Source organism: Pedococcus sp. P2_E2 (assembly GCF_056403955.1).
In genome coordinates this window covers 331,930-352,455 of sequence record NZ_JBFUEM010000005.1, presented here as the reverse complement: position 1 = coordinate 352,455, position 20,526 = coordinate 331,930, and the positions used below count along the sequence as shown (strand labels likewise).

The 20,526-nt window shown below is 72.3% G+C and carries 18 protein-coding genes; 6 read left to right on the top strand and 12 right to left on the bottom strand.

What is annotated here, in order from left to right; all coding sequences use genetic code 11:
* Positions 1-68: 68 nt before the first annotated feature.
* Complete coding sequence (locus tag AC1DWR_RS13020; RefSeq protein WP_477614280.1) at positions 69-950, bottom strand: GAF and ANTAR domain-containing protein; 882 nt, start codon at positions 948-950, stop codon at positions 69-71.
* Positions 951-1,121: 171 nt separating this feature from the next.
* Between AC1DWR_RS13020 and AC1DWR_RS13015 the strand changes: the two genes are divergently transcribed.
* Positions 1,122-1,904, top strand: a complete 783-nt coding sequence (locus AC1DWR_RS13015) for a fructosamine kinase family protein (RefSeq protein WP_477614279.1) — start codon at positions 1,122-1,124, stop codon at positions 1,902-1,904.
* Between the two features lie 9 nt (positions 1,905-1,913).
* On the opposite strand, the gene AC1DWR_RS13010 is transcribed toward AC1DWR_RS13015, so the two are convergent.
* Genes AC1DWR_RS13010 through AC1DWR_RS13000 form a run of 3 tightly spaced genes read right to left on the bottom strand, consistent with a single transcriptional unit; the run spans position 1,914 to position 4,238 of the window.
* Complete coding sequence (locus AC1DWR_RS13010) at positions 1,914-2,420, bottom strand: mycothiol transferase (RefSeq protein WP_477614278.1); 507 nt, start codon at positions 2,418-2,420, stop codon at positions 1,914-1,916.
* A gap of 22 nt (positions 2,421-2,442) precedes the next feature.
* Positions 2,443-3,549, bottom strand: coding sequence for an S-adenosylmethionine:tRNA ribosyltransferase-isomerase (locus AC1DWR_RS13005; RefSeq protein WP_477614277.1), 1,107 nt, complete (start codon positions 3,547-3,549; stop codon positions 2,443-2,445).
* Positions 3,546-4,238 (bottom strand): SDR family NAD(P)-dependent oxidoreductase, encoded by a 693-nt coding sequence (locus AC1DWR_RS13000; RefSeq protein ID WP_477614276.1) that lies wholly within the window; start codon positions 4,236-4,238, stop codon positions 3,546-3,548. Before AC1DWR_RS13000 ends, AC1DWR_RS13005 begins: the two co-directional genes overlap by 4 nt.
* A 93-nt stretch (positions 4,239-4,331) precedes the next feature.
* On the opposite strand from AC1DWR_RS13000, the gene soxR reads away from it, so the two are divergent.
* From soxR to AC1DWR_RS12980, 4 genes are all read left to right on the top strand, one after another.
* On the top strand, positions 4,332-4,799 hold the full coding sequence (gene soxR / locus AC1DWR_RS12995; protein WP_477614275.1) for a redox-sensitive transcriptional activator SoxR: 468 nt from the start codon (positions 4,332-4,334) through the stop codon (positions 4,797-4,799).
* A gap of 16 nt (positions 4,800-4,815) precedes the next feature.
* The gene (locus AC1DWR_RS12990) at positions 4,816-5,538 is read left to right on the top strand and encodes an endonuclease/exonuclease/phosphatase family protein (protein ID WP_477614274.1); all 723 of its coding nucleotides are present in this window, start codon (positions 4,816-4,818) and stop codon (positions 5,536-5,538) included.
* A gap of 108 nt (positions 5,539-5,646) precedes the next feature.
* On the top strand, positions 5,647-7,941 hold the full coding sequence (locus AC1DWR_RS12985; RefSeq protein ID WP_477614273.1) for an MMPL family transporter: 2,295 nt from the start codon (positions 5,647-5,649) through the stop codon (positions 7,939-7,941).
* A 50-nt stretch (positions 7,942-7,991) separates the two neighbouring features.
* Entirely contained in the window at positions 7,992-8,711 is a 720-nt protein-coding gene (locus AC1DWR_RS12980) for a hemerythrin domain-containing protein (protein WP_477614272.1), read from the top strand.
* 12 nt (positions 8,712-8,723) lie between these two features.
* Here the strand turns inward: AC1DWR_RS12980 and AC1DWR_RS12975 are convergent, their stop codons facing one another.
* The 3 genes from AC1DWR_RS12975 to AC1DWR_RS12965 form a co-directional block, all read right to left on the bottom strand.
* Positions 8,724-12,104 (bottom strand): BTAD domain-containing putative transcriptional regulator, encoded by a 3,381-nt coding sequence (locus AC1DWR_RS12975; RefSeq protein WP_477614271.1) that lies wholly within the window; start codon positions 12,102-12,104, stop codon positions 8,724-8,726.
* Positions 12,105-12,273: 169 nt separating this feature from the next.
* A complete protein-coding gene (locus AC1DWR_RS12970) occupies positions 12,274-13,689 on the bottom strand; it encodes an FAD-binding oxidoreductase (protein WP_477614270.1) in 1,416 nt (471 codons plus the stop codon).
* A 105-nt stretch (positions 13,690-13,794) separates the two neighbouring features.
* Positions 13,795-14,469: a hypothetical protein gene (locus tag AC1DWR_RS12965; protein WP_477614269.1), complete on the bottom strand. Its 675-nt coding sequence runs from the start codon at positions 14,467-14,469 to the stop codon at positions 13,795-13,797.
* A 318-nt stretch (positions 14,470-14,787) separates the two neighbouring features.
* Here AC1DWR_RS12965 and AC1DWR_RS12960 point away from each other — a divergent pair, with 318 nt between their 5' ends.
* Positions 14,788-15,294: a hypothetical protein gene (locus AC1DWR_RS12960; protein ID WP_477614268.1), complete on the top strand. Its 507-nt coding sequence runs from the start codon at positions 14,788-14,790 to the stop codon at positions 15,292-15,294.
* Here the strand turns inward: AC1DWR_RS12960 and AC1DWR_RS12955 are convergent.
* The 5 genes from AC1DWR_RS12955 to AC1DWR_RS12935 all read right to left on the bottom strand — a co-directional run bounded on the left by AC1DWR_RS12955 (position 15,278) and on the right by AC1DWR_RS12935 (position 20,509).
* On the bottom strand, positions 15,278-15,637 hold the full coding sequence (locus AC1DWR_RS12955; RefSeq protein WP_477624586.1) for an MmcQ/YjbR family DNA-binding protein: 360 nt from the start codon (positions 15,635-15,637) through the stop codon (positions 15,278-15,280). The genes AC1DWR_RS12960 and AC1DWR_RS12955 overlap by 17 nt on opposite strands.
* Positions 15,638-15,694: 57 nt before the next feature.
* A complete protein-coding gene (locus AC1DWR_RS12950; protein WP_477614266.1) occupies positions 15,695-17,800 on the bottom strand; it encodes an NAD(+) synthase in 2,106 nt (701 codons plus the stop codon).
* 81 nt (positions 17,801-17,881) lie between these two features.
* Entirely contained in the window at positions 17,882-19,021 is a 1,140-nt protein-coding gene (locus tag AC1DWR_RS12945) for an RNA polymerase sigma factor (RefSeq protein ID WP_477624585.1), read from the bottom strand.
* A gap of 7 nt (positions 19,022-19,028) precedes the next feature.
* Positions 19,029-19,442, bottom strand: a complete 414-nt coding sequence (locus AC1DWR_RS12940; RefSeq protein ID WP_477624584.1) for a YciI family protein — start codon at positions 19,440-19,442, stop codon at positions 19,029-19,031.
* A 131-nt stretch (positions 19,443-19,573) separates the two neighbouring features.
* Positions 19,574-20,509: a lysophospholipase gene (locus tag AC1DWR_RS12935; RefSeq protein ID WP_477624583.1), complete on the bottom strand. Its 936-nt coding sequence runs from the start codon at positions 20,507-20,509 to the stop codon at positions 19,574-19,576.
* Positions 20,510-20,526 lie beyond the last annotated feature (17 nt).

Sequence of the window (20,526 nt, the reverse complement as noted above, 5' to 3'; positions counted from 1 at the left end):
TAAAGCAAAAAGCAACCGGGATGGCCGTGTGGCCAAACCCGGTTGCTTCAGGTGAAGCCGAGACTAGCTCACAGCGCCTCGGAACGCGAGGATCGAGCTTCGGCGACGATCTGGGAAGCCAGCACGCGCAGCTTGAGGTTCTGCTCCTGGGACTGGCGCCGGAGCAGCTCGAAGGCCACGATCTCGCTGATCGAGTGCCGGCCCATGAGCACGCCCTTGGCCTGTTCGATGACGGCGCGACTGGCCATCGCCTGCTCCATCTGCGCCGCCACCTGACGGGCGCCGGCGACCTGCACCGCAGCTGCCAGGGCATCGGCCGCGCGAGCGGCAGCCATCCGCACGAGCACCAGGTCGCTGTGGTCGAACGCGTGCCGCTCGTAGCCGTAGAGGTTCAGGGCCCCGAACCGCCGCCCCCCGGACTCCAGGGGCAGCGCGAGCAGGGACTGCACCTCGCCGGCCTCGCAGCCTGCCATGAAGGCGGGCCAGCGCTCCTCGCCCCCGGCGAAGTCGACGAGGTTCTCGCGCCCGTTCCGGAACGCGTCCAGACAGGGCCCGTCGCCGACGGCGTACTGCACGGCGTCGATCTCGAGCGTCCCGGCCGTGGTGTACGCCGCGGTGCGCGGTCGGTCCTCCATGACCACCGTGACCCCCACCGCGTCGCAGCCGTCGATGTTGGCGTTGACCGCAGCCACCAGCCGGTCGAGGTAGGGAGCGAGGTCGTCGAGACCTTCGAGTGAGCCCGCGAGCTCGGACATCAGGCGCTGGGCCGCGGCCAGGCTGCGGGCGCCGGCGTCCTGGTGGAGCGCCTCGGCCTCGCGCGCGTCCTGCTCGGTGATCCGCGTGGCGGGTGTGGTGCTCGAGAGGTCCCCGGCATTCGCACCGTCCGCACTGCTCGGGATGCTCGGGGTGTTGTCCGGAGTGAGGTCCGGGACGGAGGCCAGCTCGGCCATGGGCGCTCCTAGGCGACGTGGTGTTCACGCTCACCGTACCCGCCAGTCGGCGTCCCGGGACCACAAACTTCCGGTATGCCGTGTGGCCGCCCGAGCGCGGACGTGCGGTGACGTGGACACGCGGTTAGATGTCGGGATGGCACACGCGCGGCTCCGACCCGGGGCCCCCCGGTGAGCGAGCAGCCCTCGTCGGTCTTCCGCAAGGGCAGCCGGTCGGCGCCGGACGGCTACTTCCGGTGGGAGGCGGCCGGGCTGGCCTGGCTCGCGAGCGCGCCGGGCGGGGCCGAGGTGGTCACCGTGCTCGACGTGGCCTCCGACCACCTGGACCTGCGGAAGCTGACCTTCGCCAACCCGGACCCGGCGATGGCCGAGGCGTTCGGCGCCGCCCTGGCCCGGACCCACGATGCCGGCGCCGCGGCATACGGGAGCCCTCCGGACGGCTGGGAGGGCGACGGCTTCCTCGGCCCGGCGACCGAGCTGCTGCCCCTGCCGCTGCGGCCGACCGAGACGTGGGGCGAGTTCTACGCCGAGCAGCGACTCCTCCCGATGCTGTCGATGGGGGTCGATAGGGGTATCTACCACCATTCCGATATTGCGCTCTTCGAGCGGTTGGCGCGCCGGGTGAGCCACGGGGAGTTCGACGACGGGGCGACGCCGGCCCGCATCCACGGCGACCTGTGGTCGGGCAACATCGCGTGGACCCCGAGCGGGGGAGTCCTCATCGACCCGGCGGCGCACGGTGGCCACCGCGAGACCGACCTGGCGATGCTCGCGCTGTTCGGGTGCCCGCACTGGGACTTCGTCATCGGCGGCTACCTCGAGCAGCACCGCCTCGACGCCCAGTGGCCCCAGCGGGTGGCGCTGCACCAGCTGCACCCGCTGATGGTCCACGCGGTGCTCTTCGGTTCCGACTACCCGAGCCGGGCGGTCGAGCTCGCCCGCCGCTATCGCTAGGGGTCGCGCTCAGCCGTCCAGCAGCCCGCGGAGGAAGGCGGCCTGACCGACGTGCTGCTGGTCGTCGTTGACGACGCTGACCAGCCGGACCCCCAGCGTGACCGGCGGGTCCCAGCGCTCGTCGACCACCCGGCCGAGGTCGTCCGGGGTGAGCGGCCGGACGTAGTCGACCGTGACGGCGTGCACCGCGTCGAGGTAGCCGACCAGCTGGTCCGGGTCGAGGCCGCGCACCCGGGCGACCTGGTCGGGGGTGTGGCCGTAGCCGGTGTCGGCCGGCACGAAGGGCAGCCCGAACCGCTCGTGCCAGCCCGCGCTCGTCCACACCTGCTCGTGGTCGGCGACCTCCGCGATGTGGTCGTCCTGGATGCGGGTCAGGTGCCAGACCAGCCACGCGATCGAGTTGGAGTTCGGCGTCGGACGCTGCGCGAGCTGTTCCGGCGACAGTCCTCGGACGGCATCCTCGGCACCCTGGCGAATCCGCGTGAAGGCGTCGACGAGCAGGTCACCGAGGGTCATGTCCGGATCCTAGGCAGATCGCTCAGGACGCGCCTCCCGGCCGGCTCGGGAGCAGCAGGGCCGAGTCGCCGAACTCGTGCCACAGGTAGCCGCCCCGCGCCGCCTCGTCGTAGGCGCGCTGGGTCAGGTCCTGCCCGGCCACGGCCTCGACGAGCAGCAGGTGCGAGGCCTGGGGGTCGTGCCACCCAGTGACCAGCCCGTTCACCACCCGGGGCGGGTCGTCGCGGGTGACCACCCGGGTCGTCCACCCAGACCTCGCAGCCACCTCGCCGCCGCCGCCGCTGTCGGCCCCGTCAAGGACCGCGGACTCGAGAGCGCGGGTCACCGTCGTCCCGACCGCCACGACGCGGCCACCGGCGGCTCGAGTGGCGTTGACCAGCCGGGCCACCGTCGCGGACACCTCGAACCACTCGGGCTGTGGCGCCTCGCCCGCCTCCTGCGACGAGACCCCCGTGTGCAGCGTGACCACCGCGACGCCGATGCCGGTCGCGACCAGCCTGGTGACCAGTTCGGGGCTGAACGGCCTTGCGGCACTTGGCATCTCGGCGCTGCCCGGACGCGTGGCGAAGACCGTCTGGTAGGCCGCCAGCGGGTAGCTCCGGTCGAGATGGCCGTAGGCGATCGGCCTTCCGTACCTCACGAGGTGCTGCTCGAGCGCGCGCGGGCCGCTCACCGCTGCCCGCCAGAGCCGGTTGCCGCTGCCGGTGGGGGAGGAGTCGGCCCGCGGGTAGGGCGCCAGCAGGGTGAGTCGCCCGCCGGCCGGGAGCTCGAGCTCCTCGCCGACCTGCGCGTCCAGGACGGCGCGGGACGCATCAGGCGGGGTGCGCAGCTCGACCACCCAGGTGCCGTCGTCGAGCCTGGTCGCGGCGTGGACGACGACCGGGCCGCGACCGCCGGCCAGGGCGTCGAACTCCGCCGCGAGGGTGGCCGAGTTGTTGACCACGACCAGGTCACCGGGCGCGAGGTATGCCGGCAGGTCCCGGAAGCGTGCGTGCGCGACTCCCTGGTCGGTGGCCACGAGCATCCGCACCTCGTCCCGGGCGACGCCACGCTCCTCGGGTGGCCCGGGAGCAGTGGTGGCGTCGGGGCTGTCGACGCGGGTCAGCGGGGCGACGGACAGGCGGGTCACGCCGACGCCTCCTGGGCGAAGTCGGCGGCCCGGTACCGGCCGCTGGCCGGGCGCTCGCGAATCAGCGCTCGAATGGCCGGCACGACCGTTTCCGGGAGCGGTCGGTCGCTGATGTCCTGGCCGGGGAAGGCGGCCTGGTGCATCGCCGTCCGCATGTCCCCCGGGTCGATCGCATAGGCGGCGACCTGCGGGTTCTCGACGCCCAGCGTCAGGATGACGTGGTCCAGGGCGGCCTTCGACGCGGCATACGCACCCCATCCCTCGTAGTGCTCCACCGCGGCGTCCGAGGAGATGCCCACCAGCACCCCGCCCGAGGCGCGCAACGCCGGGAGGACGAGCTGGGTGAGGGCCAGCGGGGCTGCGACGTTGGTGAGCCAGACGTCGTCGAGGCCGTCGGGGTCGACCTCGGCCAGTGGCGGCAGTGGGGTGGGTCCGAGGGTGCTGGCGTTGTGCACCAACAGGTCCAGCCGGCCGCTCGTCGCCACCGCGGCAGCGAGCGCCTCGCGGTGCGCCGGGTCGGTCACGTCCCCGGCGACCTGGGTGATGGTTCCGGGCAGTGAGCCGACGGCCTCCTGGAGCCGGGTGGTGTCCCGGCCGTCGACGACCACGTGCCACCCGTCTGCGGCGAGGTCCCGGGTGAGGGCCAGGCCGAGCCCGGCCGAGCCACCCGTGATGAGGGCGGTGTGCATGGTGCCTCCAGTTGCGCTGTTCGGCTGATGGAGACATCATCAAAGTTAAAGTGAACTTGAAGTCAAGCCCCGATCCGAGGAGGAGTGGAGGGCGTGGACACGACCGACGTGCTGACCGTCTCCGAGGTCGCCGAGCGCAGTGGGTTCGCGGCCTCGGCGCTGCGCTACTACGAGCGCGAGGGGCTGATCGAGGCGTCCCGCACGTCGGGCGGCCAGCGACGGTACGCCCGCAGCGTGCTGCGCCGGCTGGCCTTCATCCGGGCTGCGGGCAATGTCGGGCTGACCCTCGACGAGATCCGACGCGAGCTGTCGAACCTGCCCGCCAACCGCACGCCCACGAAGTCCGACTGGCACCGCATCTCGGCCCACTGGAGGACGAGGCTTGACGAGCAGGTCGCGGCCCTGGAGGCGTTGCGCGACAAGCTCGACTCGTGCATCGGGTGCGGCTGCCTCTCGCTGCGGCAGTGCGGCATCTCGAACCCCTCCGACTACGCCGCCTCCACCCCCGACGCTCCCGGGGCCGCCTACCTGCCGCCGCTCCTGCGGCGACCCCCGCGCTGACGGCGGAGAGGCGTTCATGACCCTCACCCTGCTCAGCTACAACATCCACAGCGGGGTCGGCCTCGACGGCGTGCTGGACCTGCGCCGGATCGCTGACGTCATCGCGGCCACCGACGCCGACCTCGTGGGGCTTCAGGAGGTGGACCGGCGCCGCCGGGCACAGAGCCGGTTCGAGGACCAGCCGGGTCTGCTCGCCCAGCTCCTGGGCTGGCACCTCGCGTATGCCGCGAACCTCGACGCCGAGCCCGCCCACCCCGGATCACCGCGAGCCCAGTACGGCACTGCCCTGCTGAGTCGCCTGCCGCTGGAGTCCGTGACCAACACCCTGCTGCCGTGCTTCCCCGGCAGTGAGCAGCGCGGCATGCTCGAGGCCACCGTCCTCGTGGACGGCACCGCCCTGCGGGTCCTCGGCACCCACCTGCAGTGGGACAGCGAGACCGAGCGGACCCGGCAGGCGGAAGCGATCGTCGCCACCCTCGACGAACGCCCGACCGTCCTCCTCGGCGACCTCAACACGACACCCGGCTCCCCGGCACACAGCTGCCTCGCCGGGCGGCTCGAGGATGCCTGGACCGTCGCGGGTGACGGCGACGGGCACACCTTCGAGGCCGAACCTCCGCCACGTCGCATCGACTACGTCTGGGTGGGCGGGGGTGTGCGCCCCCTGTCGGCGCAGGTGGTGCGCTCGGATGCCTCGGACCACCACGCCCTTCGCGTCGAGGTCGCCCTGCCCGGCTGAGGGTCGCTGCCCGGCTGAGCACCCCAAGTCAGTCCCAAGTGGCGCACAAGCAGGTGAGCCGACGCTGGTCCCGACCAGTTCACCTCTGCCTTCGAAGGACGACCCACCATGACCCGCTTGCTCTACCGACTCGGCCGCGGCGCCGCTGCCCACCCGTGGCGGACGCTCTCCGCCTGGCTGCTCATCGCCCTCGTGGTCGCCGGTCTCGCCGCGACCCTCGGCGGCACACCCCAGGACGACTACGACGTCCCGGGCGCACGCTCCCAGGTCGGCATCGACCAGCTGCGCGCCCACCTTCCCGGCGCCGGCGGCACCGCCGCCCGCGTGGTGGTGCACGACCGCTCCGGCGACCGGCCCACCGACGGGACCCTGTCCGGCCTCTCGAGCCGGTTGGAGCAGATGCCGCACGTCGTGCAGGTGTTCCCCGCACAGCGTTCGGCCGACGGCGACACGGCAGTCGTCAACGTCAGCTACGACGCCCCTGTCACCGACCCCGACCTCATGGGCCACCTCGAGCCGCTGGACGCCGCCGTCGCACCACTGCGCGCCGCGGGTCTGCAGGTCGAGCTCGGGGGAGAGCTGCCCGAGAGCGCGGCCGCCCCGATGGAGGGTCGTGGCGAGATCATCGGCATCGTCGCAGCGCTCGTCATCCTCGTCTTCGCCTTCGGGTCCGTGGTCAGTGCCGGCCTGCCGATCGCCACCGCACTCGTCGGACTCGGTGTCGGCACCGCTGGCGTCACCCTGCTCGCCGCCGTCATGGACGTCAGCACGGCCGCCCCGATGGTCGCGACCATGGTCGGACTCGGCGTCGGCATCGACTACGCGTTGCTACTCGTCACGCGCCACGCCGAGTACCTCGCGCAGGGCTTCAGCGTGACCGAGTCCGCCGGGCGCGCCGCCGCGACAGCCGGTCGGTCGGTGGTCTTCGCGGCCAGCACGGTGCTCGTCTCGCTGATGGGCCTGCGGCTCGCCGGGCTGCCCGTCTACAGCTCCTTCGGCTTCGCGACCGCCATCGCCGTGCTGTGCGTGATGGCCGCCTCGCTCACCCTCGTGCCGGTGCTGTGCCGCTTCGCCGGCCGTCGGCTGCTGCCCCGCACGGTCCGGCGCGGAGGCGCCACCCGGCGTGGCCGCGCGGCACGGGCCAAGGGCGCCCCAGCCCGTATGCCGTTCACGGCACGGTGGGCGGTCAAGGTCGCCAGGCGTCCGCTGCTGTGGGCGATGGCCGCCGCGATCGTCATGCTCACCCTGGCCGTTCCGGCCCTCGAGATGCGGACCTGGCCGCAGGACCCGAGCAGCCAGTCCACGGAGCTCACGACCCGTCGGGCCTACGACCTCGTCAGTGCCGAGTTCGGGCCCGGGAGCAACGGGCCGCTCACCGTCGTGGTCGACCGCTCCAGGCTCGGGGACGCCGCTGTGGCTTCGCTGGCCCGAGCCCTCGAGGAGCGCTCCGACATCGTCGACGTGACGCCTGCGGTCACGTCGCCCGACTCGGCCATCAGCGTGTTCGACGCGATCCCCGCCTATGGGCCGACCGACGAGCGCACTGGTGCCCTCGTGCGCAGTGTGCGCGCCCAGCTGCCTGCCGGCGCTGAGCTGACGGGGGGCACGGCGTTCTTCGCCGACATCGCCCAGATGCTCGCCGGACGCCTGTGGGTCGTCATCGCCTTCGTCGTCGCCGTCTCGGTCCTCCTGCTGGCGCTGGTCTTCCGCTCGGTCGTGATCCCGCTCAAGGCGGCAGTCATGAACCTGCTGAGCATCGGTGCCGCCTATGGCGTCCTGACGGCCGTGTTCCAGTGGGGCTGGGCCACCGACCTGCTCGGCCTCGACCACCCCATGGCCGTGTCGAGCTGGGTGCCGATCCTGATGTTCGCCATCCTCTTCGGCCTCTCCATGGACTACGAGGTGTTCCTGCTCTCCCGGATCCGCGAGGACTGGGCACGCACGGGCGACTCGCACGGCAGCGTCGTGCGGGGGCTGTCCGCCACCGGGCGGGTGATCTCGAGTGCGGCGGCCATCATGGTCGCGGTCTTCCTCGGCTTCGCCAGCGAGGTGGACGTCGTGGTCAAGCAGCTCGGCATCGGCATGGCAGCCGCGATCCTGCTCGACGCGACGGTCGTCCGGATGGTCCTGGTGCCGGCCACCATGTCGCTCCTGGGCGACTGGAACTGGTGGGTCCCCCGGTGGCTCGACCGCCTCCTGCCGCACGTGCGAGCAGAGGTCACGGACGAGGACCTCGACCTCGAGCCGGCCCCTCTGACCACGGCGCCCGCGGTGACCCGCGGCGGCGCGCCGGGCAACCCGGCATCCCTGCCCGTGGCTGTGGGGGTGAGCGGCACCGAGGACGTGGGCCTCTCGGACGAGGACCTCTGGGACGACGAGCTCGAAACCGTCACCAGCCGCTGACCGCGCCTGACCACCTGACCCAGAACCGTTGACCTGAGAGGAAACCTGTCATGACCACCACCACTGCACCCACCTGGCCGGAACAGCTCACCTTCCCCGGACAGACGGCCGCCCACCCGGGACCGGTCGACATGACGATGATGTACGTCATGCACCACGGGTTCCGCCGGGACCTGGCGGCCTTCGCCACGGCGGCCGCGGCCACCCCCACGGAGGCGCGGTCGACCTGGCGAGCGCTGGCGGCGCGCTGGGAGCTGTTCGCCGAGGTGCTCCACCACCACCACGCGGGTGAGGACGCCGGTCTCTGGCCGGCCCTCCTCGAGCGCGCCGACGAGGCGGACCGCCAGGTCCTGGAGGCCATGGAGGCGGAGCACGCGGAGATCGACCCGATCCTGACAGCGTGCGCCGCCGGCTTCGAACGGCTCGCGCACCAGGCCGACGAGGACGCCCGGGCGGCCCTGGCCGTGCGGCTGTGCGCGGCCCGGGAGAGCCTCGGACGGCACCTGCGGCACGAGGAGACCGAGGCCATCGCGATCATCCAGCGGGTGCTCACCCACGAGGACTGGGAGCAGCTCGAGGAGGAGCACTTCAGGGCCGGGGTCACGTTCGCCCAGGTGCTCGCCCTGGTGCCCTGGGCCGCCCACGACGTGCCGGGACCGTTGCGGCGTCAGGTGTTCGCGAAGACCGGTCGGCCCAACCACATCCTGTGGCTGCTCACCCGCCGGGCCTTCGAGCGGCGCGAGGCCATCGCCTTCCGCTATGTCGACTAAGCAGTCTGGGCGTCAGAAGGAGTAGCGCTCCCGCTGGTCACGCAGCCACTGCGCGGCCAGCGGGATCTGCCATTCCTCGCACAGCTCGAGCGCGCGATCGGCGTGGCTGGCGGCCAGGTCCGCCTCGCCGACCGCGGCCGCCGCCTGGGCGAGGTAGGCGTCGACGGGCCCCATCGCGTTGCCCGATCCGGCGCAGCACGAGTAGCCGGCGTACGCCGCCAGCCGGTCGTAGGCAGCCGACGCCATCGCGTGGTCGTCAAGGCCGAGGGACGCCTCGGCCGCGGCACACCAGTTGAGCATCGAGAACCAGTCGTCGTCGTCGACGCGCACGGCGTGGGTGGCGGCAAACTCCCTGGCACGGTCGAGCTCACCGGCCCGCAGCCAGAACACGAGCATCGTCGAGGTCACCGGCAGCACACTGTGCTCCACGAACTGCTCGAGCACCGGGGCCACCTCGAGGGATCGGCCCTGCCACAGCCGCAGCGACATGAGGGCGCCGGCCGTGGCGTCCTCGGTCTGCGACAGCGTCATCTCCTGGTCCAGCCGGACGATGTCGTCCATCCTCTCGACGCACTCGTCGAACCGCCCCGCCATCGCCAGCCACGGCAGCTCCAGGCTGTCCAGCACGATGAGCCCGTACGGCAGCCGCAGCCGCTGGGCCCAGTCGCGCGCCACCACCGCGTGCTCCCACATCTCCTCGACCAGCCCGAGTTCCCCGGCCACCACGGCCCGCAGCGTCGTGGTGACGACGTACGCGCGTTCGTTGCCGAGCCGGTGGGCCAGCTCCATCCCCTCGGTGACGAGGTCTCGGCGCAGCGGTGCGGTGGACGTCCGCCAGACGGCGACGTAGGAGAGCTGGCAGGCGTCGAGCAGCAGGTCGTCGTCGCCGATCCGCCGGGCCATGGCCAGACCCTCCTCGACGAGCGCCATCCGCTCCTCGAAGGTCGAGCCGTAGTAGATCTCGAGGGCAAGGCCGAGCATCACCCGGCAGCGCAGCCCGCCATCGGCGGGAGGCAGCCCCGCCAGCGCACGACGCAGCGCCTCGACGACCACCGCGTTGACGGTGCCGTGGGGTCCCGACTGCCACAGCGCCCCCACGGAGGTCACGGTGGCGGCCCGACCGAGGAGCTCGACGTCCGCAAGCTCGTCCGCGACGGCGATCGCCGCCTCCGCTGTCGCCACCAGCCCCTCCCAGTCGCCCGACCAGCGCTGGGCGTCCGCGAGGTCCATCAGCACGTCGTACCGCTCGCGTGCGGTGGAGTCAGGGTCCTGCGGCAGGGTGTCGAGGGCCGACCGGAGCAGGTCTGCGGACTCCTCGTAGGCGTGCAACCGCCGCGCCAGGGCCGCTGCGCCGACGGCTGCGAGCCAGGCACGCGACGCGTGGGCCGGCCCGGCGGCCAGCCAGTGTCGCGCGACCTCGGTCTCTCGCCCTGGCCCGCCGGCCAGCGACTCCGCGACCCGGGCGTGGGCTCGCGCGCGACGGGCAGCGGGGATGGCTGCGTAGATCGTGTCGCGCACCAGCGCGTGACCGAACAGGTAGCGGTCGATGCCGTCCTCACGGACCAGCCCCGCCTCGAGTGCGGGGTCGAGCTGGTCGAGCAGGTCCTCCTCGTCGAGGCGCGAGACCGCGGAAAGGGTGGCGAGGTCGAACTGCCGGCCGACCAGCGCCGCCCACCGCAGGGCCGACACGCTCTCCTCGGGCAGCCGTTTGAGCCGCCGGGCGAGCACGTCGTGCACCGCGGCCGGGGGGTTGGCTTCGGCCAGCAGGGCGGACAGGTCGCCGCCCTCGCGCGCCAGCCGGGCGTACTCCACGAGGAAGAACGGGTTGCCGTCGGTCCGCTTCCTCAGCGACGCGGCCTCGTCAGGGGAAGGCGTCGACTCGCTCACGGCCTCGACGACGCGCGAGGCCTCACCCGCCGTGAGCCCGTGCAGGTCGATCCGCACCGCGTGGCGACGGGCGAACATCTCCACCGCGTCGAGGAGCGCGTCAGTGGGTTCGGGGTGGCTGCGCCACGTGCCCACCACGAGCAGCCGGCCGTCCTGCACTGTCTCTCCGAGCAACCGCAGCACGCGCAGCGACGCGACGTCGGCCCAGTGCAGGTCGTCGAGCAGCACGACGACGGTGCGACCGGTCGCGGCCTCGGCCACCGCGCCCGCGATGGCCTCCCACGTGCGGAACCTGCCCCCACCGTCCTCGTCCTGGTCGGTCATCTCGGGCAGCTCACGCCCGAGCCCGCGCAGCACCTGCTGCCACGGCCACAGCGGGGGCGCCCCGTCGTCCTGCGAGCACCGTCCGAGCAACACGGTCGCACCGCGTTCGTTGGCCACGCGGGCCAGCTCGCCCGCAAGGCGGCTCTTGCCGATGCCCGGCTCCCCGACCAGCGCGGCGAGGGCCACCGTGCCCGACTGGGCCTGGTCCAGCGCGCCGACCAGCTCCGCCAGCTGCGGTGACCGCCCGACGAGGGGCCAGGGCGGAAGCGTCGGGACGAACGACTGGATCCGGGTCGGCCCGCCTCCGCCCACGGACTCGGTGCCGCCGGTCGCCACGTCGGGTGTCCAGGACGCCGGCTGCCCCGCAGGCGACGCCGGCTGCCAGTCCAGGGCGGGGTCCTGCCGAAGCACCGCCGCCTGCAGGTCGCGCAGCTCCTGCCCCGGTTCGAGGCCGAGCTCCTCGGCGAGGACCTCGCGGACCTCGCGCAAGGCGTCCAGGGCCTCGGCCTGACGGCCCGCCCGGGTCAGGGCCAGCGCGCGCAGCCCCCAAAGTCGTTCGCGCAGTGGGTATGCCGTCGTGAGGGCCTCGAGCTCGCCGGCGACAGTAGCGTGTTGCCCGAGCTCCAGGGCGGCGACTGCCCGGTCCTCGAGGGCGACGACGCGCAGCTCCTCGAGCCGGGCGCGCTCGGCCACCGCGAAGGGTGCGTCCTCGAGCTCGAGGTAGGGCGTGCCGCGCCAGAGGGCGAGAGCCCGGTCGAGGTCGGCGACGATCGAGCTCAGCTCCTCGGTGGTGAGCCCACTGGCATCGTGCAGGCGCGCCAGCTGGCCGATCCGACGGTGGGCGCGGCTCACGGCGCGGTCGAACGAGGCGGCGTCGAGGTCGTCCTCGCCCACCCGCAGCGCATATCCCGGCGCCACCGTCACCAGGACCGTCGACGGTGCCCGGGCCGCGCGCCCCGGCTCGAGCGTCCGGCGCAGGCCGGCGATGTAGGCCTGCAGGGTGCCGGTCACCCCGGGTGGCGCACCGTCCGCCCACAGCATGTCGACGAGGGCGTCCACCGACACCGGGCGCCCGTGGTTCATGGCGAGCGCGGCCACCAGGGCGCGCTGCTTGCGCGTGCCGAGATCGACCGGCGCGTCGCCGAGATGGGCCTGCACGGCGCCGAGGACACCCACTCTCATTCGCCCGAGAGTACGCGCGGGGCGCGCCGTGACGCTCGTGCTTTCAGGCGATATCGGCGACGCCGACCCATCACGCCGAGAGGCGGTATGCCGCGTGGTGACCACGCGGCATACCGGTCCCCCTCTGTCCCCCGTCCCCGGTCCCCGTCAGGACTCTCTCTGCCCACCCTCAGTCGGTGACGCGACCGTTCTCGACGAGCCGCGGGATGCGGTGGTTGCCCACGAACAGTCCGTGCGGGTCGACGGCCGAACGAATCCCCTTGAGCTGCAACCAGGTCCGCTCCGTGTAGGCAGTGCGCGGGTCGACGTCGGTCTCGGCGAAGTTGAGGTAGCTGCGGCCGTTGGACCAGGGCGACAGCACCTTGGTCAGCCGGTGGGCGTCCTGCTGACCCTGGGCAGCCATCTCCGGTGTCATCGCCATGGCACCCGCGAAGGTGACGAACTGCCCGTCGAGCCTGGACAGCGCACCGCCGCCCTCGTGGGTCCGGCCGAGCGCTCCTCCGAGCTGACGCAGCTCGGCCATCAGGAGCGAGGACGACGTGCCCGGCCCCACCTCGGACAGGAAGGCGTCGATCGCCTCGTCCGGGAGGGAACCCAGCATCGCCGAGTCGGACACCACCGGCGTCGGCCCCTCGGGGTCCATGTGCAACCGCACCAGGGACTTCGCCGGCACCCGCCCGAACGTGTCGATCTCGGGGGAGAGGGCCCGCAGGTCGGCGATCGCGGCCTGGCCGGCCTCGTCCGAGCCGAGCACGGCACCGTCGATGACGACGACCGAGCGGCCGCGCAGCATCTCGGGGATGTCCGGGATGGGCGGGAGGTTGAGGACGCGGAAGGACGTGGTGACGTCGTCGGGCGCGCCCGGAGCCCACTGGGCCCACCGGCGCAGCACGGGGTCCGCGAGCTCCCGGTCCCAGATGAGCATCCCCGCATAGGCGCTCTCGATGGCGTAGAGCCGGAACTCCAGGGCGGTGACGACGCCGAAGCTGCCGCCTCCGCCACGCAGTGCCCAGAAGAGCTCGGCGTTGCGGTGCACATCGGCCCGGACGTGCTCACCGTCGGCCATCACCAGCTCGACGGCGGTCAGGCTGTTGGTGGCCAGGCCCAGACGTCGGGCGTACCAACCGATGCCCCCGCCCAGGGAGTAGCCGGCGATGCCGACGTCGGGGGAGCTGCCGTGCAGGGCAGCCAGGCCGTGGTCGCCGGCGGGCTCGGTGGCGTGCATCCAGAGGGCGCCGCCCTCGACGCGGGCGATCCGGCGCACCGGATCGATGCTCACGCCGGTCATCGCCGACGTGCGCAGGACGACGACGTCGTCCAGGCCCTGGGCGACGAGGGGTCCCGCGTTGTGTCCGGTGCTCTGCGGGGCGACCCGCAGGTCGGCGGCGGCGGCCGCGCGGACCACCTCTTGCACCTGGGCGACCGTGGTCGGTTGCGCCACGGCCGCCGGCCGCTGGTCGAGGGCCGCGTTCCACGGCAGGCGTGCCGCGTCGTACCCGGGGTCGCCGGGCAGGTGAACCGCACCGTCGCACAGGCCGCGCAGTGCCTCGGCGCGGCGGGTTGAGGTGGTGAGGTCGATGGTCATGGGTGACTCCTTGTTCCGCAGGTCAGAAGGTGTGCGGAACACGGTGCCCCCACCCACTTGGGCGGCACTTGGAGCCGGCTTGGGGTCGCCCGCCGGCTCGACAGATCAGCCGGTCATGACCCTCGCGCGTGCGGCCGGCTCCGGGGTGCTGGTGCGCTCGACCCGCGAGGCGACATCGGCCACGGTGTCCTGGAGCAACCCGACCAGCCGGTCGGCGACGTCGTCGACGCAGGCAACCGCGAGGCCCTCGACGGCATACGCGACCGTGTGTGGCGCGGTCTGGCGTCGATAGGTCCGCTCGCTGACCAGGGCGACACGCGCGTAGCGCTCCGCCCAGGCGTGGGCGTCGGGAGCCGACGCGAACGCGGTGGCGCACCAGCCGTCCACGTCGCCCCGCACGGCGGGGCGGGTCGCGGCCAGCCGCTGGGCCGTCAGCAGGCCCACGGCGAGCACGTTCTGGCGGGTCGACGGAGCCACGGGAAGCGCCGCGGCGGCGGCGCGGGTCGCGATGACCAGGTCGAGGTCGAGGTCGGTCCCGGTGAGGCCGACCACGTCGGGGATGAGGGTGACCAGCCTGGGACGGTCGACGTCCCCGAGCGAGTCGTTGACCATCCGGGCGAGCGCGGCCAGCAACGGGTGGGTGCACGCGGGGTGGTCGCTCCAGCGCTCGCCGGCGAGGAAGGAGGCCATCTCCATGAAGCAGGCGCCCTTGCGAGGGTTGCGGTGCCGTCCCGCGGACAGGACAGGGACCAGGTCCGGCAGGGTCGTCTCGCGGCTCATCGCATCTCCCAGCGCACGGTCGTGGTCACCCGCCACGCCGCCATTTCCACTATGCGCCGGGGACGCTCGGGGCGCCACCCCTACTCGGTGCGATGACGGTCCGGTGGCGGTCGGCGCCGCTGAGGGGTCGTCCGGAGCCAAACCGCCGCATCCGCAAGGATCGCCTCGTCCTCCTGATGGAGAAGGCGCGCCCCTCCCTGCCGGATGTGTCGTAGTACTCCTGGCCCGACGATGGTGACTGCCGGGGGGACATCACCTGATCCGCAGCCCCGTCACCCATTCCTCGCCAGCATCTGGCTCTTGTGCAGGGAGTCCCGAATGACGGTCATCGAGCGCCTCTTCGACAACGCGTGGTACGTCGCCAACGCCTCGCCGACAGCCCGCGACCAGCTCGCCGCCGACGTGACGCGGGCGTGGATGGCCCGGGAGTCGGCGATGAGCGACGCCGCCAGCGCGTGCAGCGTGGCCGGCGTCTCCCCGGCTCGATCGGCCCTGGCCCTGTCGCTGAACAACGCCACCCAGGCGGCGTACGACCGGGCACGGTCCCGGGCCGCCGAAGCCGCACGCTGCACCGACATCATCGGCGGCCACGCCTTCTGCGTGCGCCGGGAGGTGCACCCGAACGGCGCCATGTCCGTCGAGGTGACCTCGTGCACGCTCATCCGGCGGGCGTCCCTGTCGGTGAATGGTCGCGGGCACGAGTGGAACGCCACCTTCCACGACCCGCAGGGCCGGCTGCGCGAGTCGTTCTCGACCGTGCTCGGCACCGATCCGTGGGCAGCCCTCCACACGGCGTGTGAGTGGATCGTCAGCGGTCAGCTCTGAGGCTCGCGAACCAGGGGGCCGAGACCGACTTGGGCACGACCATCTCCCAGGCGTCCAGCACGATCTCGGGAAGCCGCTCCAGCTCGATCGCCGCCGTCCACGCCTCGACCCACTGGTAGCGCAGGTCGACCTGTCCGGGCATGAAGAACACGTCGGGCTCCGACTCGACCAGGGCCGCCCGCTCCTCGCGAGGAAAGGCGAAGCCCATCTCGGTCTCGTCGCGGGAGAAGGCCAGCCACACGATGCTGCCGACCCGCCACTTCACCCGGTCGCGGACCAGTACCTCGTAGGCGCGCGGCAGTGGCGCCGCGATGCGGCGCACGTCCTCGACGGTGACGGCCACCCCACCACTGTCGCACCCGTCACTGACAGCACAGTCATGCAGGAGTGCGAGAAGACGTCAGCTCTCCGGGACGCTGGTCCGCAGCTCCTCCAGCCACGCGCGGGCGGTGACGTCGGACGGCATACGCCAGTCGCCACGGGGCGAGAGTGAGCCACCCGCAACGACTTTGGGGCCGTTGGGGAGCGCGGAGCGCTTGAACTGGTTGCTGAAGAACCGATGCACGAAGACCTCCATCCAGCGCCGGATCGTCGCGAGGTCGTATGCCGTGCGGCGGCCCTCGGGGTATCCCGCGGGCCACTCGCCGGACTCCGGGTCGGACCACGCGTGGAGCGCCAGGAACGCGATCTTGCTGGGGCGGTAACCGCGACGCAGCACGTGGTACAGCGTGAAGTCCTGCAACGCGTAGGGCCCGACGGAGTCCTCCGTGGACTGGAGCTTCTCGCCCGCCCTGGTCGGGACGAGCTCGGGGCTGATCTCCTGGTCGAGGATCTCGGTGAGGGTGCCGTTGACAGGGCCCTCGAACTGGCCGCTGCCGACCACCCACCGGATCAGGTGCTGCATCAACGTCTTGGGCACGCCGCTGTTCACCCCATAGTGCGACATCTGGTCGCCGACGCCGTACGTGCACCACCCGAGCGCCAGCTCGGACAGGTCGCCCGTGCCGAGGACGATCCCACCGCGCTGGTTGGCGGCGCGGAAGAGGTAGTCGGTGCGCAGGCCTGCCTGGACGTTCTCGAAGGTTACGTCGTAGACCTCCTCGCCGCGCCCGAAGGGGTGAGCCAGGTCCTTGAGCATCTGGGTCGCGGCCGGCCTGATGTCGAGCTCCTCCCACGTGATCCCGAGGGAGTCCATGAGGTGGATCGCGTTGGTCTTGGTGCCGTCGCTCGTGGCGAAGCCCGGCATCGTGAAGCCGATGATGTCGGTGCGCGGCCTGCCGAGTCGGTCCATGGCCTTGGCCGCGACGATGAGCGCGTGCGTGGAGTCGAGCCCGCCGCTGACGCCGATGACGATCTTGGGCTGCCAGGTGTCGGTGGCGATGGCCCGCAGCCGCTGCTCGAGCCCGGACACCTGGATGTTGTAGGCCTCGTAGCAGTCGAGCGCCAAGCGGGCCTCGTCGTCGGGCACGAAGGGGAACCGGTCGACCTTGCGGCGCAGCCCGATGTCACCCGACGGTGGCTTCAGGGCGAAGCCGAGGGTGCGGAAGTCCGCGCCGTCGCTGGCGTCGATCCGCTCGGCGCGGCGGTTGTCGTCGAAGGAACCCTGTCGGATGCGTTCCTGCCGCAACCGGTCGAGGTCGACGTCGACGACGGTGGCGCGGGCACCGTCCGGGAAGCGCTCGCTCTCCCCGAGCAGGTCGCCCATCTCGTAGACCATCGTCATGCCGTCCCAGGACAGGTCGGTCGTGGACTCACCGGCCGACGCCGCGGCATACAGGTAGGCCGCGTTGCACCGCGAGCTCGCCGAGCGGGCGAGCAGGTGGCGGTCCTCGGCGCGGCCCACGGTGATGGGCGACGCGGAGAGGTTGAGCAGCACGGTGGCTCCCGCCAGCGCGGCCTTGGCGCTCGGGGGGACCGGCACCCACATGTCCTCGCAGATCTCGACGTGGACGGCGAGGCCGGGGACGTCGTCGGCCTCGAAGATGAGGTCGGGGCCGAACGGGAGGTCGCCCTCCTCGTCGGCACCCGGCCAGTGCGGCGCGTGGAACCAGTCGCTGCGGGTGTCGTCGCCGGAGGCGAAGTGCCGCTTCTCGTAGAACTCGCGGTAGTTGGGCAGGTTGGACTTCGGCACGACGCCGAGGACCTCGCCACGGTGGATGACGACGGCACAGTTGAACAGCCGGTTGCCGTGCCGCAATGGAGCGCCCACGACGACGACGGGAAGCAGGGTCCTGGTCGCCACGGCGAGGGTGACCACTGCGCGGTCGACCTCGTCGAGGAGGACGTCCTGGAGCAGCAGGTCGTCGATGGCGTACCCGGACAGGCTCAGCTCGGGGAAGAGGGCCACCGCAACACCCTCCGCGTGCCGCAGGCGCACCTGCTCGACGACGGCCTCGGCATTGCGGGCGGGGTCGCCCGCGTGGACGGGGAGGGTGCAGGCCGCGACGCGGGCGAAGCCGTGGCGGTAGGCAGACGCGAAGTCCGACGATGAAGCCCCGTGGTCCATGGCCCGAGTCTGTCAGAGGGTCCGGTGCGAGGACCGGCGAAGGGTTCGACGTCGAGCCCAGCCGCCCGCCGTTCGTCCCGTTCAGCCGCGCAGTCTGGCCGCCTGACGGGTGAGGTGGTCGCGCTCCGCCGCGCTGGTCGCCGCCCTGGCCGCCGCGGCATACAACGCGTGTGCCTGGTCGAGGTCCCCGGCCTTCTCGTGCAGGTATGCCGCGACGGCGACGTGGCGGGGGACGGTTGCGTCCACGGCGGCCAGGGCTCGGAGGCCGGCGAGCGGGCCGTCGACCTCGCCGACGGCGACGGCGCGGTTCAGCGCGACGACGGGGCTGTCGGTGAGGCGGGTGAGCTCGTCGTACCACTCCAGGATCTGCGTCCAGTCGGTCTCCGCCGCGGACCGGGCGTCGGCGTGCAGCGCCGCGATGGCGGCCTGGGCCTGGAACTCACCGAGCTGGTCGCGGGCCAAGGCGTTCTGCAGGATCCGCACCCCGTCGGCGATCGCGGTCGTGTCCCACCGGGAACGGTCCTGGTCGGCCAGCGTCACGAGCTCGCCGGCCTCCGTGCGGCGCGACGCCCGCCGGGCGTGGTGCAGCATCATCAGTGCCAGCAGGCCCGCCACCTCGGGTTCGTCGGATGCCGCAGCCAGCTGACGGGTCAGCCGGATCGCCTCCGCTGCCAGGTCGACCTCGCCCGTGTAGCCCTCGTTGAACACGAGGTAGAGGACGCGCAGCACGACAGCGAGGTCGCCCGGATGGGTCAGCCGCTCGCCCGAGATGGTGCGCTTGGCGCGGCTGATCCGCTGCGCCATGGTCGCCTCGGGGACGAGGTAGGCCTGGGCGATCTGGCGCGTGGTCAGCCCGCCGACGGCGCGTAGGGTCAGCGCCACCGCGGAGGTCGGCGAGAGCGCAGGGTGGCAGGAGAGGAACAACAGCAGGAGCGTGTCGTCGGCCCGTTCGGTGGCGCCCGGCGCCGGCTCCTCGTGGAACCGCTCCTCCCGCCTGCGCCGCGCGGCCTCCGATCGCACCGCGTCGACGTACCTGCGCGACGCCACCGTGACGAGCCACGCCTTGGGCTCGTCGGGCTGCGCGGACGGCCAGCGACGGAACGCCTCGACGAGGGCCTCCTGCACGGCGTCCTCGGCCGCCGCGAAGTCTGCTCCGCGGCGGACGAGGATGCCGAGCACCTGAGGTCCGAGCTGCTTGAGCAGCTCGTCGAGCTCGCTCATCGCCCGGTCACTCCGTGATGACGGGCGGCTCGGACATGAACGCCCGGACCTCGATCCACTCGTTGAGGGGGACGCCACCCGGGCCGGGGGCCGACGAGAGGAACGCCGCCGCCTCGTGGGCGCGCTCCACCGAGTCGACGTCGATCACCATCCAGCCGGCGATCAGGTCCTTGGTCTCGGCGAACGGGCCGTCGGTCACCGGCGGCTTGCCCTCGCCGTCGTACCGCACGAAGGCGCCCTCGGGCGAGAGCCCATCGGCGTCGACGAACTCACCCCGCTCGCTGAGCGTGTCGGCGACGTGGTGCATGAACCCGATGTGGTCCGAGATCTCCTGGGGAGTCCACTGGTCCATGGGGATGCAGCCCTGGGGGCTCCGCTCCGGACCGCCCCGGTAGTGCTTGAGCAGCAGGTACTTGGCCATCGTCATCTCCTTCGTCCGTGCCGGCCATTCTGGCCGCCATCACCCCCAGGACGGAGCCGTCGGTCGGTTCTCGACATGGTCGGCGCCACAACTTTCGGCCCACGGGGGGAACTTCGGGTATGCCGCGTGGCTCAGCCCCGCACGGGGAGGTGGGCGTCGAGCCAGCCCACCACCTCGTCCATCACCTCGTCGCGGTTGGTCTCGTTCAGGACCTCGTGGCGCGCCTCGGGCCACAGCTTCACGCTGACGTCCTGCACGCCGAGGCGGCGGTACTGGTCGGCGACCTGCTGGACCCCCTTGCCCTTGGCGCCGACGGGATCGAGCGACCCGGCGATGAGGTGGATGGGCAGCTCCTTGGGCACGCGGGCCACCTCCGAGTCCGCGTTGATGGCAGCGAGCCCGCCCAGCAGGTCGACGAAGAAGCCGCTCGTGAACACGTTGCCGCAGCGCTCGTCGGCGACGTACTTGTCGACCTCGGCCTCGTCCCGGGAGAGCCAGTCGAACTTGGTGCGGTTCGGCTTGAAGGCCGCGCCGTACTGGCCGAAGGTGAGCTGGTCCATCAGGCCGCTGGGGTGGCGACGGCCGCGCAGCCGGGCCTGGGCGGAGGCGAGCGCGAGGCCCACCTTGCCCAGCGCGCCCGGGTCGCCGGCCGTGCCGGACAGCACCAGCCCGTCGAGCTCCCCGCCGAACCGCGTGACGAAGGAGCGGCTGAGGAACGAGCCCATGCTGTGGCCGAAGAGGAAGAACGGCAGACCCGGGTTCTCGGACAGCGCGTGCTCGGTCACGAGGTGCAGGTCGTCCACCACGGTGTCCCACCCGTGGTCGTCGGCGAAGTAGCCCGCGTCCTGGGCGGTGCGCGCCGTGGAGCCGTGGCCGCGGTGGTCGCTCGCGTACACGGCATACCCCGCTGCAGTCAGCCGTTCACCGAAGCGAGCGTAGCGGTCAGAGTGCTCGGCCATGCCGTGCGCGACCTGGACCACGGCCTTGGTTGGGCCGTCGGGCAACCACCTGTTGACGTGCAGCTGGGTTCCGTCGGGAGTGGTCAGGGTGCTGGTGCTCGACTGCATTGCGCCTCATTCGCTCG

What these genes read in the sequence shown, in the direction of transcription:
- AC1DWR_RS12935 (WP_477624583.1), bottom strand. Translation starts at nt 20,509, where the DNA reads ATGCAGTCGAGCACCAGCACCCTGACCACTCCCGACGGAACCCAGCTG.
- AC1DWR_RS13020 (WP_477614280.1), bottom strand. Translation starts at nt 950, where the DNA reads ATGGCCGAGCTGGCCTCCGTCCCGGACCTCACTCCGGACAACACCCCG.
- AC1DWR_RS12970 (WP_477614270.1), bottom strand. Translation starts at nt 13,689, where the DNA reads ATGACCATCGACCTCACCACCTCAACCCGCCGCGCCGAGGCACTGCGC.
- AC1DWR_RS12990 (WP_477614274.1), top strand. Translation starts at nt 4,816, where the DNA reads ATGACCCTCACCCTGCTCAGCTACAACATCCACAGCGGGGTCGGCCTC.
- AC1DWR_RS12950 (WP_477614266.1), bottom strand. Translation starts at nt 17,800, where the DNA reads ATGGACCACGGGGCTTCATCGTCGGACTTCGCGTCTGCCTACCGCCAC.
- AC1DWR_RS12960 (WP_477614268.1), top strand. Translation starts at nt 14,788, where the DNA reads ATGACGGTCATCGAGCGCCTCTTCGACAACGCGTGGTACGTCGCCAAC.
- AC1DWR_RS12945 (WP_477624585.1), bottom strand. Translation starts at nt 19,021, where the DNA reads ATGAGCGAGCTCGACGAGCTGCTCAAGCAGCTCGGACCTCAGGTGCTC.
- AC1DWR_RS12975 (WP_477614271.1), bottom strand. Translation starts at nt 12,104, where the DNA reads ATGAGAGTGGGTGTCCTCGGCGCCGTGCAGGCCCATCTCGGCGACGCG.
- AC1DWR_RS12940 (WP_477624584.1), bottom strand. Translation starts at nt 19,442, where the DNA reads ATGGCCAAGTACCTGCTGCTCAAGCACTACCGGGGCGGTCCGGAGCGG.
- AC1DWR_RS13010 (WP_477614278.1), bottom strand. Translation starts at nt 2,420, where the DNA reads ATGACCCTCGGTGACCTGCTCGTCGACGCCTTCACGCGGATTCGCCAG.
- AC1DWR_RS12985 (WP_477614273.1), top strand. Translation starts at nt 5,647, where the DNA reads ATGACCCGCTTGCTCTACCGACTCGGCCGCGGCGCCGCTGCCCACCCG.
- AC1DWR_RS12965 (WP_477614269.1), bottom strand. Translation starts at nt 14,469, where the DNA reads ATGAGCCGCGAGACGACCCTGCCGGACCTGGTCCCTGTCCTGTCCGCG.
- AC1DWR_RS13000 (WP_477614276.1), bottom strand. Translation starts at nt 4,238, where the DNA reads ATGCACACCGCCCTCATCACGGGTGGCTCGGCCGGGCTCGGCCTGGCC.
- AC1DWR_RS12980 (WP_477614272.1), top strand. Translation starts at nt 7,992, where the DNA reads ATGACCACCACCACTGCACCCACCTGGCCGGAACAGCTCACCTTCCCC.